This is a genomic window from Pantoea sp. NSTU24, assembly GCF_050157905.1.
Taxonomy (GTDB): domain Bacteria; phylum Pseudomonadota; class Gammaproteobacteria; order Enterobacterales; family Enterobacteriaceae; genus Pantoea.
In genome coordinates, this window is record NZ_JBKIWZ010000001.1 from 1223582 (window position 1) to 1238134 (window position 14553).

At 59.6% G+C, this 14553-nt stretch carries 12 protein-coding genes and 1 pseudogene; 11 read left to right on the top strand and 2 right to left on the bottom strand.

What is annotated here, in order from left to right; translation table 11 throughout:
- Nucleotides 1-42: 42 nt before the first annotated feature.
- Nucleotides 43-2163, bottom strand: coding sequence for a TonB-dependent receptor PqqU (pqqU, locus tag ACLHDD_RS06005; protein WP_427103354.1), 2121 nt, complete (start codon nucleotides 2161-2163; stop codon nucleotides 43-45).
- Nucleotides 2164-2346: 183 nt separating this feature from the next.
- Here pqqU and ACLHDD_RS06010 point away from each other — a divergent pair.
- Nucleotides 2347-3219, top strand: a pseudogene (locus ACLHDD_RS06010) (NAD(P)-dependent oxidoreductase); the annotation flags it as partial.
- Complete coding sequence (locus tag ACLHDD_RS06015; RefSeq protein WP_427103355.1) at nucleotides 3216-3995, top strand: AraC family transcriptional regulator; 780 nt, start codon at nucleotides 3216-3218, stop codon at nucleotides 3993-3995. The pseudogene ACLHDD_RS06010 and the gene ACLHDD_RS06015, both read left to right, overlap by 4 nt.
- On the opposite strand, the gene leuA is transcribed toward ACLHDD_RS06015, so the two are convergent.
- Nucleotides 3916-5631, bottom strand: coding sequence for a 2-isopropylmalate synthase (gene leuA / locus ACLHDD_RS06020; protein WP_427103356.1), 1716 nt, complete (start codon nucleotides 5629-5631; stop codon nucleotides 3916-3918). The two genes, ACLHDD_RS06015 and leuA, sit on opposite strands and share 80 nt — an antisense overlap.
- A gap of 166 nt (nucleotides 5632-5797) precedes the next feature.
- Here leuA and ACLHDD_RS06025 point away from each other — a divergent pair, with 166 nt between their 5' ends.
- From ACLHDD_RS06025 to ACLHDD_RS06065, 9 genes are all read left to right on the top strand, one after another.
- Nucleotides 5798-6814, top strand: coding sequence for a dipeptidase (locus ACLHDD_RS06025; protein ID WP_427103357.1), 1017 nt, complete (start codon nucleotides 5798-5800; stop codon nucleotides 6812-6814).
- Between the two features lie 143 nt (nucleotides 6815-6957).
- Nucleotides 6958-7029, top strand: a complete 72-nt coding sequence (gene pqqA, locus ACLHDD_RS06030) for a pyrroloquinoline quinone precursor peptide PqqA (RefSeq protein WP_010245082.1) — start codon at nucleotides 6958-6960, stop codon at nucleotides 7027-7029.
- A gap of 52 nt (nucleotides 7030-7081) precedes the next feature.
- The gene (gene pqqB, locus ACLHDD_RS06035) at nucleotides 7082-7999 is read left to right on the top strand and encodes a pyrroloquinoline quinone biosynthesis protein PqqB (protein WP_427103358.1); all 918 of its coding nucleotides are present in this window, start codon (nucleotides 7082-7084) and stop codon (nucleotides 7997-7999) included.
- Nucleotides 8000-8002: 3 nt separating this feature from the next.
- Complete coding sequence (pqqC, locus tag ACLHDD_RS06040; protein WP_427103359.1) at nucleotides 8003-8758, top strand: pyrroloquinoline-quinone synthase PqqC; 756 nt, start codon at nucleotides 8003-8005, stop codon at nucleotides 8756-8758.
- Between the two features lie 3 nt (nucleotides 8759-8761).
- Nucleotides 8762-9040 (top strand): pyrroloquinoline quinone biosynthesis peptide chaperone PqqD, encoded by a 279-nt coding sequence (pqqD, locus tag ACLHDD_RS06045; RefSeq protein ID WP_128086757.1) that lies wholly within the window; start codon nucleotides 8762-8764, stop codon nucleotides 9038-9040.
- A complete protein-coding gene (gene pqqE, locus ACLHDD_RS06050; protein ID WP_427103360.1) occupies nucleotides 9003-10169 on the top strand; it encodes a pyrroloquinoline quinone biosynthesis protein PqqE in 1167 nt (388 codons plus the stop codon). The genes pqqD and pqqE overlap by 38 nt, the downstream gene beginning before the upstream one ends.
- Nucleotides 10169-12442 carry a pyrroloquinoline quinone biosynthesis protein PqqF gene (pqqF, locus tag ACLHDD_RS06055; protein ID WP_427103361.1) on the top strand — a complete coding sequence of 758 codons (2274 nt, stop codon included), beginning with the start codon at nucleotides 10169-10171 and terminating at the stop codon, nucleotides 12440-12442. The genes pqqE and pqqF overlap by 1 nt, the downstream gene beginning before the upstream one ends.
- Before the next feature lie 114 nt (nucleotides 12443-12556).
- Nucleotides 12557-13141, top strand: coding sequence for a YceI family protein (locus ACLHDD_RS06060; RefSeq protein ID WP_128086732.1), 585 nt, complete (start codon nucleotides 12557-12559; stop codon nucleotides 13139-13141).
- A gap of 428 nt (nucleotides 13142-13569) precedes the next feature.
- Nucleotides 13570-14550, top strand: coding sequence for a 6-phosphofructokinase (locus ACLHDD_RS06065; protein WP_427103362.1), 981 nt, complete (start codon nucleotides 13570-13572; stop codon nucleotides 14548-14550).
- Nucleotides 14551-14553: the final 3 nt, after the last annotated feature.

Genomic DNA, 14553 nt, shown 5'->3' on the forward strand with positions numbered 1-14553 from the left:
GAAATAAAAGGGCGCTGCTGCACCCTTTTCTGGATCAATAATTTAGTTAAACGCGTAACTCAACGTGGCACCCACGCTGTAATTACGGCCCGGCGCAGATTCGAAATAGCGTCCGTTGCTCTCATTCACGATCACCGACCCCACATAGTGGCGGTCAAACAGGTTATCGACGCGGCCAAACAGATCCAGCGTCCAGTTCTCAACTTCCCATTTGTAACCACTGTTCAGCGCGGCGACGGTATAAGAAGGCGTGTTTACCCGGTTCTGATCTTCCGCAGCGATCTGGCTCAGATAGCGTACCTCGCTGCCCGCGTAGAAACCTGTTTCCGGCAGATAACCCAGCCCGGCGTAAACCATATTGCGGGCGATGCCCGGGAGCCGGTGGCCGTCACAGCTCTCACTGCCGCAGGCGTTGCTGCGATAGCGCGCATCCAGCAGGGTATAGGCCAGTTTCAGCCGCCAGTCCCAGGCAAACTGTTGATCCAGGCTTAACTCAAAGCCGCGGCGGCGGGTCTGGCCGGCATTCTTATAGGTGGTCCGCCCACCGCTGCTGGCATCTGCCACAATCTCGTCGCGGGTGTCGGTCTGGAACAGTGCGGCACTGACCAGACCGTTGCCGATGCGTTTCTTGCTGCCAATCTCCAGTGTGTCGCTGGTGGCGGGTTTCAGACCCAGATTGAGGCCCGTGGCATTGTCTGAACGGTAGGAGAGTTCGTTGATGGTCGGGGTCTCAAAGCCGCGCCCGGCGGAGATCCATGCATTCCAGCTGGGATCAAAGGCGTATTTCAGTGCCGCCGCGGGCAGCCACTTGTGATAACGCGCTTCACCGCTGTCGTCGCCGTTTCCGGGCCGGATATAGAAGTCACTGGAGTCAAAGTTCACGGTGCTAAAGCGCACACCGGCATCCAGCGACAGTTTATCGGTCAGTTGCCAGCCGGTCTGGAGATAGGGGTCCAGCGTCCACATCAGGTTGCGCTCATTACGGCGCAGGTTGCCCTGTTCGCCCAGCTGCGTTACCCCGTTGCTGACGGTGAAGTTTTCATAGCCCTTACGGCGTTCGCTCATGGTTTCGTAATCGAGTCCGGCAGTCACTGCCACCGGGACCGACAGCAGCGTATCGCGATGGGTCCAGCGGCTGTCGACCCCCTGATAGTGGCGGGTCAGCGCAATTACGCCACCGGGATGTGCGGGGTTGCGCTGAACGGCGGCGGGAATCGACTGAAACTGTGTGGTTTCACGCATACCCGCATAGAGCATCACGCTGAGGTCGTCATTCTCACTCATCTGGCGCTGATAACGCAGGCCGCCCTGGGTCTGATCGACCGTTTTGCGGGTATTGTAGAGCGAAACGTTACTCACCACCTGACGCGGGTTATCCCGCCACTGCGCCTCGGTTAATCCGCCCGGATCCTGTGCGTCGATGTGCACGCTGTTAAACAGCAGGGTCAGGGTGCTGACATCGTCTATCCGCACGCCAAGCCGGGCATTACCGAGATTCTTCTGCGCGGCGCTGTGATCCCGGTAGCCGTGCGTGGTAAAGCGTGAGGCCGACACCGTGTAGTTCACATCGCCGGCGTGAGTGCCATCGCCCGTCGCGCCGCTGGCTTTGACGCTGTTGCGCCAGCTGCCGTAGCTGCCGTACCAGCTGCTGTATTCCAGTGAGGGGGGCTGCTGCCCCTGCTGAGTCGTCACGTTGATAACGCCGCCTGAGGCGTTGCCATAGAGCGCCGAAAAGGGACCGCGCAGGACTTCGACATGATCGATTGAGCCGATGTCGATGTTGGAGGTCTGCGCCTGGCCATCCGGCATGGTGGCCGGGATGCCATCCACGTAAATGCGTAATCCGCGCACGCCGTAGGTTGAACGTGAGCCAAAGCCGCGCATCGACAGTTGCAGATCCTGGGCATAATTCTGCCTGTTCTGGATCTGCAGACCGGGCACGCTACTGAGGTTTTCCGACAGGTTGACGCGCGGTGCGGCCTGACGCATATCGTCTCCGCTGACCACGCTCAGGGCCGCCGGGGTGTCGAGTTCGTTAAGCCCGTTTTCCGGCGGAGCAGCCGTGACGACCAGGGTATTGTTATCATCCGCCGCCTGCAGCGACAGCGGTAAGAGCGCGGGCAGCATCAGCAGCGTTGCCCGGCGCAGAGAAATTATTTTCATTATGAGTGGCCTGAAAAAAAGAGCTGGAATGAACCAGCCGGAACAATCGCCGGATATGGTAAGGGTTTGATGCGCCGGGGTATACCGTTTCGGGCTGGATTTTTTTACCGTTTACCGCCAGGCTGGAATCCATCTTTTGCAGTAACCACGCGTCCGATTTGATCGGATGCCAGGAAACAACTTACGGGAGTCAGCATGAAACAACCTGAAGTCGCGGTTCTGGGATTAGGCGCAATGGGGCACGCATTTGCCGCTAACCTGCTGAAAAAAGGCTTTCGCGTTCACGGCTGGAATCGCACCCGCGCACGCGGTGAGGATCTGCTTGATGCCGGTTTAACCCTGGCTGATTCACCTGAAGAGGCGGTACGTGATGCGGATGTGGTGATCGCCATGCTTGCCGACGGTGACACCACGGAGCAGGTACTGCACAAGGCGAAAGCGGCCTTTAAACAGGGGGCAACCCTGTGCCAGATGGGTACCATCGGTGTCGAAAAAACCGACGCGCTGATCGCCTTTTTCGCCGACCAGCGCTCCGATCTGCTGTTTCTCGACGCCCCGGTTTCCGGCACCAAAGCGCCTGCAGAAAACGCGCAGATTCTGGTGCTCGCCAGCGGTGACCAGCGCCGGGCACAGGCGGCAGAAGCGGTGTTTGCCGCCATCAGTAAAGGCACCAGGTGGCTGGGCGAAGCGGGCAAAAGCACCCGGATGAAGCTGGTGATTAACAGCTGGCTGATTGGCCTGATGCAGAGTCTGGCCGAGAGCACCCGGCTGGCGGAGCAGTTTGGTTTCTCCACCGACGATCTCTGGCAGGTGCTGGAGGGCGGTCCGCTGGCCGCGCCGTATGCGAAAATGAAACTCGGGATGATTGCCAGCGATGACTACACGCCGCAGATGCATCTGGTCTGGGCGCTGAAGGATGCGCGGCTGGCGCTGGATGCGGCAGAAACGCCGCTGCCGGCGCTGGACAACATCGCCCGGCTCTGGGAGCAGGCGGTGGAAGCCGGACACGGTGAAGAGGATCTGGCGGTGATTTACCGCTACCTTGGGGCGCAATGAGCCAGCAACCCATAGCGTTTCAGTCGCGTCCGCTGGTGCCGCTGGCGCACGATTATCCGCACGGTGCCAGCGAACCCTGGCATCACCACACCTGCGCGCAGCTGATCCATACGCTGAGTGGGGTGGTGCGGGTCGAAACGGCGTATGGCAGCTGGATTGTGCCGCCCAGTCGCGGCGTCTGGCTGCCCGCTTTTACCCGGCATGCGCTGCAGATTACCGGTCAGGTGGCGGCGCGAACGCTGTTTATCGATCCGCTGGCGCGTGCCGATCTGCCCGCCAGCTGTCAGGTCGTGCAAATCTCCCCGCTGCTGCGTGAGCTGATTGTCTGCGCGCTGAGCCTGCCAGCGTCCTACGCTGCAGGCAGCCGGAGTGAGCGGATTATCGAACTGATTCTGGATGAGATCCGGGGAATGGATGTGCTGCCATTTGCCCTGCCGACGCCGGAAAGCCCCCGGTTGCAGGCGCTGTGCGCGCAAATCCGTGAGGCACCCGGTGAGAGCTGGACGCTGCAGCGTGCCAGTACGCTTGCGAATGTCTCGGGCCGCACCCTGGCCCGCTATTTTATGCGTGAAACCGGTCTGCAGTTCAGCGACTGGGTGCGCCGTGCCCGCCTGGCGATCGCCCTGACGCGGCTGGCGCAGGGCGACACGGTGCTGCGGGTGGCGCTGGAACTGGGCTATGAGAGCCCCAGCGCATTCAGCGCGATGTTTCGTCGTCTGCTGGGTGTTTCGCCGACGGACTACTTTCCGCCGTCAGAAAGTGGCCCGCCGCGCTGAGCAGCGCCTGCAGGGCCGCACGGGCCGTATCGTTATCGATACTCACGCCCCAGGCCCGCTTACCCTGGCTGTCCACGCAGCTGACATAGGCAACGGAGCGACTGTCACTGCGTCTTCCCAGCGTATGCTCATGATAGTGCTCAATGGTCAGAGTCAGGTCAAACGTGCTGCGCAGGGCATTGACCGCCGCCGACAGCCAGCCATTGCCGTGGCCGTTCAGTGCCCGCGACTGCCCCTGCCAGCGCACGCTGGCGCGAAGTTGCGTCTGCCCGCCACTGTCACTTTGACTCTCCGCCCGCAGCAGAGCCACCACAGGCTGTGTCACGCCGTAGTGGCGGCAGAAGAGCTGCCACAGCGCGTAATGGGTCATCTCGCCGCCATGCCGGTCTGTTTCCTGCTGAACACACTGGCTGAACGCCTGCTGCAGCACGCGCGGCATCTGTAATCCGTGATTCTGCTCCAGTAGCCAGGCGGCACCGCTTTTCCCCGACTGGCTGTTGACGCGGATCACCGCCTCATAGCTGCAGCCGATATCGGCCGGATCCAACGGCAGATAGGGCATCTGCCACACTGTCTCCTGCTGTTCGGCGCGGATGGCGAACCCTTTTTTGATGGCATCCTGATGCGAACCCGAGAAGGCGGTGAAGACCAGTTCGCCTGCATAGGGATGACGCGGATGAACCGGCAGCTGATTACAGCGGGTGACAACCTCGATAACCTCATGCATCTGGCTGAAATCGAGCTGCGGCGAAACCCCCTGAGTGTAAAGATTCAGCGCCAGCGTCACCAGGTCGACGTTGCCGGTGCGCTCCCCATTTCCAAACAGGCAGCCCTCAACCCGATCCGCGCCTGCCAGCAGGGCCAGCTCGGCGCAGGCGATACCGGTGCCGCGATCGTTGTGCGGATGGACGCTGATGCAGACGGCGTCACGGCGACTGAAATGGCGGCAGAAATATTCAATCTGATCGGCGTAAACGTTAGGCGTATTGACCTCGACCGTCGCGGGAAGATTAATGATCATCGGCCGCTGCGCATCGGGTTGCCAGACATCGGCGACCGCCTCGCAGATTTTCAGCACAAACGCCGGTTCAGTAAAGCAGAACGTTTCCGGCGAATATTCAAATGTCCAGTGGGTATCCGGCTGCGCCTCACAACCTGCCCGGATCTGCGCGGCGCCTGCCGTCGCCAGCGCCACAATCTCCGCTTTACTCTGTTTAAACACCCGTTCGCGGAATAGCGGGGCGGTGGCATTGTAGAGATGTACGATGGCGCGCGGCGCGCCCTGCAGCGCCTCGAATGTCCGGGTAATTAAGTCTTCACGCGCCTGCGTCAGCACCTGCAGGGTGACATCCTGCGGAATACGCTGCTGCTCAATCAGATCGCGGACAAAGTCAAAGTCTGTCTGCGATGCGGACGGAAAGGCGACTTCAATTTCACGGAAGCCGCAGCGCAGCAGCAAATCCCAGAACGCCATTTTGCGCTCGCGGTCCATCGGCTCTGCCAGCGCCTGATTGCCGTCACGCAGGTCCGTAGAGAGCCAGCGCGGCGCCTGTGTGAGCTGGTGTGAAGGCCACTGGCGATCGGGCAGGTCAATCAGCGGCGAAGGACGATATTTGTCAGCGGGTCGGGTCAGCATGCGTTTCTCCTCTGTTTTTTTATCAGTCTGCCGCTGTGCCTCACGGCCTGCGCACGCGGGGGTGACAATCTGCCGTGCAAAAGTGACAACACACTGTGTGCGCCCGGGTTTGATGAATCCGCCGGGCAGGGTTAGCATGGTCGGCTGTTTCTCCGGATAAACTTTTATGCTGATTTTCGATGGTCACAACGATCTGCTGCTCAATCTCTGGCTGCATCATCGCGATGCGCCTGCGCAGGCGTTTTATCAGGGGATTGAGCGGGGGCATCTCGATTTTTCCCGCATCCGGCAGGGCGGAATGGGCGGCGGACTGTTTGCGATTTTTGTACCGCCCCAGGCCTACATTGCCCAGACCGTGCCGGACCGCGCCAGTGAACCCTATGAACCGCTGACAATCATGTGGCAGCAGCTGCAGATCCTGCAGCTGCTGGCCGATGAGTCAGGCGGCCGGGCGCGCCTCTGCCGCAGCGTGGATGAGATCGCCGCCTGCCGCGCCGCCGGCGTGCTGGCGATGGTGGCCCACATCGAGGGCGCGGATGCGCTGGATGAAGAGGGTGAACAGCTGCACGCTTTCTGGCAGGCGGGCGTGCGCAGCATCGGGCCCTTCTGGAATCTGCCTAACCGCTTTGGTCAGGGTGTCAGCGGCACCTTTCCTGGCTCACCCGACACCGGCCCGGGCCTGACGCCTGCCGGTGAAAAACTGATTGAGCAGGCGGCGCGGCTGAAGATGATGGTTGATGTGTCGCACATGAACCTGCAGGCGTTCCACGATACCGCCAGGCTCTTCCGCGGGCCGCTGGTTGCCAGCCACTCTAACGCGCACGCCCTCTGTCCGCAGCCGCGCAACCTGACCGACGATCAGCTGCGGGCGATCCGCGACAGCGGCGGTCTGGTCGGCATCAATTTCGGCAATGCGTTTCTGCGCGCCGACGGCAGACGTGACGCTGACACCCCATTGACAGAAATTGTTAAGCATTGTGATCACCTGCTGGCGATAATGGGCAGTGACCATGTCGCTTTTGGCTCCGATTTTGATGGCATTACTCCTCCGGCTGCGCTGGGCGATATCAGCGGAATGCCGCGATTGCTCGCTGCTTTCCAGGAAGCGGGCTATGATCAGACACTGACAGAGAAACTGGCATGGGGAAACTGGCAGCGGGTTTTACATCTGACCGGGCTGTGATAACAATTTCCTTACGTTCCGGGCTTGATCCTGACGCGCCATTGGCGCACCATCTGCCTGGAATTTGTGATGACGGTCTCATTTAACGCCGGTAATGCTGATTCCAGGCAGCTAATATATTGTTAATAAAGAGGAAATAACTCATGTGGAAAAAACCAACTTTCGTTGATATGCGTCTCGGTCTGGAAGTCACTCTCTACATCTCCAACCGTTAATCGTTCTGCCCGCCCTCTGAGCGGGCATTTTTTCAACTTCTGGTTTTCCTCTATGTTTATCAAAATCCTCGGTTCTGCCGCAGGTGGCGGCTTTCCGCAGTGGAACTGCAACTGCGCCAACTGCCACGGTGTGCGAAACGGCACTATTCAGGCCCAGCTACGCACACAGTCATCCATAATTCTCAGCGATAACGGCACAGACTGGGTGTTGTGCAACGCCTCGCCTGACATCAGCCAGCAGATCCTGCACACGCCAGAGCTGACCCGCCAGGGCGTACTGCGCGGCACGGCGATCGGTGGAATTATCCTGACCGACAGTCAGATCGACCATACTACCGGGCTGCTGAGCCTGCGCGAAGGGTGCCCGCACCAGGTGTGGTGTACACCGGAAGTGCATGCCGATCTCAGCAGCGGCTTTCCTGTTTTCCCGATGCTCTCTCACTGGAACGGCGGTCTGCAGCACCGGCCCATTGCGCCACTGACGCCGTTCAGCGTGGATGTCTGCGGCGATCTGCGCTTCACGGCGATTCCTATTATCAGCAATGCACCGCCGTATTCGCCGTATCGCGACCGGCCACTACCGGGCCACAACGTGGCGCTGTTTATCGAAAACCAGGCTAATGGTCAGACGCTGCTCTATGCACCAGGCCTGGGCGAACCTGATGCGGTGATTCTGCCGTGGCTGCAGAAGGCGGACTGCCTGCTGATCGACGGCACCGTCTGGCAGGATGATGAGTTGCTGACCACCGGCGTGGGCCACAACACCGGAAAGGCGATGGGCCACCTGGCGCTGGCGGAAGAGCAGGGGCTGATGGCGCTGCTGGCGTCGCTGCCGGCAAAACGTAAAATTCTGATCCACATTAACAACACCAATCCGATTCTCAACGAGCAGTCACCGCAGCGTCAGTTCCTGACGGCGCAGGGAATAGAGGTGAGCTGGGACGGAATGGCGATTCATCTTCAGGGCTAAATCATGCAGATTACGGAAACGCTCTCCCCGCAGGCTTTTGAACAGGCGCTGCGCGATAAAGGCGCTTACTACCATATTCATCATCCTTATCACATCGCGATGCATACCGGTCAGGCCACGCGCGAACAGATTCAGGGCTGGGTGGCGAACCGCTTTTATTATCAGACCACCATTCCGCTGAAAGATGCCGCGATCATGGCCAACTGTCCCGATCCGGCCACCCGGCGCAAATGGGTGCAGCGCATCCTTGATCACGACGGCAGCAACGGCGAGGAGGGCGGCATTGAGGCCTGGCTGCGGCTGGGCGAGGCGGTCGGTCTGACCCGTGAAGCGCTCCTGTCAGAACAGCATGTGCTGCCGGGCGTACGTTTTGCGGTGGATGCGTATATTAACTTTGCCCGCCGTGCCAACTGGCATGAGGCAGCCTGCAGCTCGCTGACTGAACTGTTCGCGCCGCAGATCCACCAGTCGCGGCTCGACAGCTGGCCGCAGCACTATCCGTGGATCAAAGAAGAGGGCTATTTCTACTTCCGCAGCCGTCTGGGTCAGGCGAACCGCGACGTGGAGCATGGCCTGGCGCTGGCGCTGGAAACGTTCACCACGGCAGCGTCGCAGAACCGCATGCTGGAAATTCTGCAGTTTAAGCTCGATATTTTATGGAGCATGCTGGACGCGATGACGATGGCTTATGAGCTGAAACGTCCGCCTTATCACACCGTCACCGACAAGGCGGCGTGGCACACCACCCGACTGGTATAACAGATGAACGAAAACTCTATTGTCGCGTTTCGTCGCGGCTATCGCCTGCAGTGGGAAGCCGCGCAGGATACCCATGTGGTGCTCTATCCCGAAGGGATGGCAAAACTGAACGAAACCGCCGCCGCCATTCTTGAACTGGTGGATGGTAAGCAGGATGTCGCCGCGATTATCGCCACGCTGGACAGCCGCTTCCCGGAAGCGGGCGGCGTCGGGCCGGATGTCATTGAGTTCCTGCAGTCAGCCTATGAACAGAAGTGGATACAGTTCCGTGACCCCGCATAAACCTGGCGTGAATCCGCCGCTCTGGCTGCTGGCCGAGCTGACCTATCGCTGTCCGCTGCAGTGCCCTTACTGCTCCAATCCGCTCGACTTTGCGCAGCAGGAGAAGGAGCTGACCACGGCGCAGTGGATTGAGGTCTTCCGCCAGGCGCGCGCCATGGGCAGCGTGCAGCTCGGTTTTTCCGGCGGCGAGCCGCTGACCCGCAAAGATCTGCCCGAACTGATTAAAGCGGCACGCGATCTTGGCTTCTATACCAACCTGATCACCTCGGGTATCGGCCTGACCGCAAACAAGCTGGAGGCGTTCAGTGAGGCGGGTCTGGATCATATCCAGATCAGCTTTCAGGCGAGCGATGAAACCCTGAATGCCGCGCTGGCCGGTTCGAAAAAAGCCTTTCAGCAGAAGCTGGAGATGGCGAAAGCGGTCAAGGCACACGGCTATCCGATGGTGCTCAACTTCGTTCTGCATCGCCATAACATCGACCAGATCGACAAAATCATCGACCTCTGCATCGAGCTGGAAGCGGATGATGTGGAACTGGCGACCTGTCAGTTCTATGGCTGGGCGCAGCTCAACCGCGAAGGGCTGCTGCCGACGCGTGATCAGATCGCCCGCGCTGAAGCGGTGGTCAGCCGCTATCGTGAGCAGATGAGCGACAGCGGAAACCTGACCAATCTGCTGTTCGTGACGCCAGACTATTATGAAGAGCGGCCCAAACCCTGCATGGGGGGCTGGGGAGCGATCTTCCTCAGCGTCACGCCGGAGGGCACCGCGCTGCCGTGTCATAGTGCGCGCCAGCTACCCGTCGAGTTTCCATCGGTGCTGACCCGGAGCCTGGAGGATATCTGGTACAACTCTTTTGGCTTTAATCGCTACCGTGGCTTTGACTGGATGCCGGAGCCGTGCCGCTCCTGTGATGAGAAAGAGAGAGATTTTGGCGGCTGCCGCTGTCAGGCATTCCTGCTGACGGGCGATGCCGACAACACCGATCCGGTCTGCAGCAAATCGCCGCATCACGGCAAAATCCTTGAAGCACGCCGCGAAGCGGATTGCAGCGACATAAAAATTGGTCAGCTGCAGTTCCGTAACCGCACCAACTCGCAGCTGATCTACAAAACCCGGAATCTCTGATGAAGACGCGCGGTCTGGTGATCGAGGGGCTGAACGTCGAACTGGTTCAGCAGGCCGACGCCCGCCAGTCCGCCGCGCTGATTCAGGTGGATGCGGGCAGTCACGACGAGCCTGACCGCTGGCCCGGCCTGGCGCATCTGCTGGAACATCTGCTGTTTACCGGCAGCACCGGCTGGCCTGATGAGGGGCGGCTGATGCCGTGGATTCAGGCGCAGGGCGGGCGGGTCAACGCCACCACCCTGGCGCGTCATAGCGCTTTCTTTTTTGAAGTCGCGCCGTCGCAGCTGGCGGACGGGCTGGCTCGCCTGCAGGATATGATTGCCCATCCGCTGCTTGATAACCGGGCAATCGGGCAGGAGGTGGCCGTAATCGATGCGGAGTATCAGCTTCTGCAGCAGCATCAGCCCTCCCGCATCGACGCCGCACTGCTGCATGCTGTCGCATCCCACTCAGTCTTCCGGCAGTTTCATGTGGGCAGCCGCGCCCACTTCGGCGATGAGCTGCCCGCGCTCCAGCGGGCGCTGCGTCAGTTTCATCAGCGTTACTATGTCGCTGGCAATATGCGTCTCTGGCTGCAGGGCCCCCAGCCGCTGGAGGAGCTCGAAGCGCTGGCGCGTGAGTTTGTCGCGGCGCTGCCGCCTGGCGCTCTCCAGCGCGATATTCCCGTGCCGCTGCTGACAGAAAAGACGCGCTGGCAGCTCGGCGGCTCACCGGCCGCGCTATGGCGCAGCTGGCTGCTTACCAGTAGTGACGGTGTCACGTTGTGGCGTGAGTTTCTGCTGGATGAAGCGCCCGGTTCGCTGCTGGCCACCCTGCGTGAACAGGCGCTGGCGGAGACGCTGGAACTGAAAATTCTCTATCAGGCCGGGGGGGCGGTCTGGCTGGCACTGGGCATCGATACCGCTCAGCCGGAGCAGGTCAATGACCTGATCGATCGTTATCTGGTGGCGCTGCGGCAGACCAGCGAAAAGCAGCACCAGCACTATCACCAGCTGGCACAGCGCCAATTCGTGACACTGTCACCGATGGAGCAGCTACGGCAGCGCGCGATCGGCTTTGCGCCGGATGACAATCCGCCTGCACTGCTGCCGCTGGTGGAGAAACTGATTACTGCGCCGGGCACACTGCTGCGCTGCATCCCGGAAGCGGTGGAAGAGAATCAGATGACCCAGGGTTTCAGCCTGGCGCTGAGGCCCTGGCAGCCTTCAACGCCTGAAACGCTGCCTGAGGCTACTTTCTTTTTCTATCCGCTCGACAGCGCGGTTGTACCCGAGCCGCTGCCTGAACAGGCGGTGGCACTGCCTCATCATCAGCCGGATGAGGGAGAGGCGACGCTGATCCTGCGGCCTGAATTCTGGTCAACGTTCTCCCCGGAGGCGGGTGACGATCTGGCGCGGCGGCTGCGTCCGCGGTTTGCCGCGCTGCGTCATCAGGGCGGTCACGGCAGCTGGCAGGAAGTGGAGAGCGTCTGGCAACTGACGCTTCAGCTGCCGCCGGACGAAGCGATCGCTGATTGGGCGCTGAGCCAGATTGTTGCGGTGATGGCGCAGCCCGCCGCGTGCGGTCAGCCCCCCGCAACCGAAACGATCGCTATCCGTGCGCTGCTGCGGCAGTTGCCCGGACAGTTTACGGCGAACGTGAATCCGCTCTGCTGGCGGGCGGCCCTGAAAGGCGGTAACGCGGCGTTGCATGCGCGGATTGCCCGGCGGCTGAGCGCGCTGTCGCTGCCGGTCAATCCTGCCACACCGCCGACCCGCATGACCGCCCGCACCGGTATGACCCACCTGCCGCATAGCAGCAAAGACAATGCGCTGCTGCTGTTTATCCCGCTGTATCGGGCGGAGCTGATAACGGCGCTGCGTGCGCTGGCGCTGATTTATGAGCCGCGATTTTTCCAGCGCTATCGGGTTGAGCAGCCTGTGGGTTACGTGGTCAGCAGCCGCTATCTGCGCTGCGTTGATCAGGAGGGCGTGATGTTTGCGCTGCAGTCCCCCGACTACAGCCCGCTGTCGCTGTTGCGCTATTGCCGCACGTTTCTGCGTTCCCTGACGGAAAGCCTGGCGGACGCAGATCTGGCGGGGATAAAAACCCGGCTGCTGAGCCAGCAGGCGGAACAGCCGCTGGCGTGGCTGCGGCATGAAAATGGTCTGGCAGAGCCCGACGCGGCGCAGATCGAGGCGCTGAGCCTGGCAGATCTGCAGCAGCTGCATCGCACCCTGATTCAGGACCGCCGTCGCTGGCGCGTGCTTTTCACCGGCGGCCCGGCCATATAGCGCCAGGCCTGTGTTGCTGAATTTATTTGAAAATTATCAACAAATCTCTTCACTGTCTATTCATGCCAGACTGGACCACACTCAGTCTACTTTTGTCCGCATAAGGAATTGACTGTGAAGAATGTTAAACGTATTGCACTGCCCCTGTTAGCCGTTGCCGCGCTCTATGCTCCGTTGTCTCAGGCTGAGGCAATGCACTATCAGCTGAACCCTGAGCATACGTCGGTAGTGGTGGCCTGGAACCATTTTGGCTTCTCAAATCCGACTGCGGACATCCCGGATGCAACCGGTACGCTGGTGTTTGACAAAGATCATCCGGAAGCCTCACGCGTTGACGTGACCCTGCCGGTCAGCAAAATCGACAGTCACGTTGCGGCGCTGACTAAAGAGTTTAAAGGCGCAGAGTATTTTGACACCGCGAAATACCCGACCGCGACCTTCCACAGCACCAAAGTGGTGGCAAAGGGTGACAACAAGTTCGACGTTGAAGGTAACCTGACCCTGAAGGGGATCACGAAACCAGTTACGCTGCACGCGACGCTGAACAAGCAGGGCGAGCATCCGATGGTGAAAAAGCAGGCGATTGGTTTTGATGCCACCGGCACCATCAAACGTTCTGACTTCAAACTGGACAAATACGTCCCAGCCGTCAGTGACGACGTGACGCTGACGCTCTCTACTGAAGCCTACGCGAAGTAATCTGTCGGGGTGCGGCGGTTGACCGTAGCGCCCCGGTTTTTTTTATTCCCCTCCATCGAATCTACTGCTCCAAAAACCACTCTTCACGCCACTTTCGCTTTTTTTTATCCCTCGTCCGGCCGCAGAACCGGGAAAAATGAGGTCATAATCACAATTTTGTAACATCACATGCTATGCCGTTTATCGGTTCGCCACGGCCCGCATCACTGCGCGCGCGCTTTACGTTAACTCACTGATTTACCTCATTTTGAAAACCTCCCTGTCCGATCGGATTATGTGATTACGTTCACAAATAACGGCCTGGTATTGCTGCTGTCAACACGCCTGCCCGGAAAATAACGCACGTAAGTGTGATCTCACCTGCAAATAGCTGACCCGCTTCCCGGAAGAATGACCTTCAGCAGATGAGGCCAGTGAGGAGCGGGAAAATGCGAATTGGAATGGTGATCAGCGGCGGCGATGTAACCGGCATAAATAATTTTGTTTTCCGGTTAGGGCATCTGGCGCAGGCAGAAATGGTGATATTTGACGGCGGCATTCCCGGACTGCTGGCAAATAACCACCGTGAAATTAGCGAACGCGATCTGCTCGATTTTTCCATCGCCTCAATTCCTGTGATGCAGTCAGGCCGCACCCAGAAAAAACTGGTACGCAGTGAATATGACACTATTGCCCGCCAGCTAAAGAACGCCCGGATTGATGTATTAGTGATGGCGGGTGGCGACGGCTCGCTGCAATTTCTGCATACGCTTTCGGAGTGGGGCGTAAATTGTTTTGGCGTCGGCATGACCATCGACAACGATGTTTTTGGCAGCGATTACACTCTGGGTTTCTCCACTGCCTGCGAACAGGTTTTAAAAGAGGTGGCAAAACTCCGTAATACCGGGCGCGCCTTACCGGGCCGGGTATTTATGCTGGAGTTACTCGGCGGCTATTGCGGCGAATTAACGCTGCAGTCCGCTATTAAATCGAATGCCGATATTGCGCTGATCCCGGAGTGCCAGATCCCGCTGCCTCAGCTGGCGCAGCGCATTACACAGCGGCTGGCGCAGCAAAACAGCGTCATCATTCTCTGCTCGGAGGGCTACACCCGGGAATATTCACCGGGCTTTCAGGGCGCGATCGACACCTTGATCAGGCAGCTGGAGCCGCTGATTGGCGTGCGCATCCGTAAAACGATCCTGGGCTACGGGCTGCGCAATGGCGACCCGACCTGCGAGGAGATCTATCAGGGCACCATTATGGCCAGTGAAGTGGTGCGATGTATTCAGTCAGGTATGCGGAATAAAGCGGTCATTATTAACGGCAGCAATAAACCGATTCCGATTGATTTAAAAAGCATGCAGAAACGCCTGGTCGATATTGACGGGCACCAATACAAACTCGCTAAACAACTCAATATATTGTGAGGG

What these genes read in the sequence shown, in the direction of transcription:
- pqqU (WP_427103354.1), bottom strand. Translation starts at nt 2,163, where the DNA reads ATGAAAATAATTTCTCTGCGCCGGGCAACGCTGCTGATGCTGCCCGCG.
- ACLHDD_RS06015 (WP_427103355.1), top strand. Translation starts at nt 3,216, where the DNA reads ATGAGCCAGCAACCCATAGCGTTTCAGTCGCGTCCGCTGGTGCCGCTG.
- leuA (WP_427103356.1), bottom strand. Translation starts at nt 5,631, where the DNA reads ATGCTGACCCGACCCGCTGACAAATATCGTCCTTCGCCGCTGATTGAC.
- ACLHDD_RS06025 (WP_427103357.1), top strand. Translation starts at nt 5,798, where the DNA reads ATGCTGATTTTCGATGGTCACAACGATCTGCTGCTCAATCTCTGGCTG.
- pqqB (WP_427103358.1), top strand. Translation starts at nt 7,082, where the DNA reads ATGTTTATCAAAATCCTCGGTTCTGCCGCAGGTGGCGGCTTTCCGCAG.
- pqqC (WP_427103359.1), top strand. Translation starts at nt 8,003, where the DNA reads ATGCAGATTACGGAAACGCTCTCCCCGCAGGCTTTTGAACAGGCGCTG.
- pqqD (WP_128086757.1), top strand. Translation starts at nt 8,762, where the DNA reads ATGAACGAAAACTCTATTGTCGCGTTTCGTCGCGGCTATCGCCTGCAG.
- pqqE (WP_427103360.1), top strand. Translation starts at nt 9,003, where the DNA reads ATGAACAGAAGTGGATACAGTTCCGTGACCCCGCATAAACCTGGCGTG.
- pqqF (WP_427103361.1), top strand. Translation starts at nt 10,169, where the DNA reads ATGAAGACGCGCGGTCTGGTGATCGAGGGGCTGAACGTCGAACTGGTT.
- ACLHDD_RS06065 (WP_427103362.1), top strand. Translation starts at nt 13,570, where the DNA reads ATGCGAATTGGAATGGTGATCAGCGGCGGCGATGTAACCGGCATAAAT.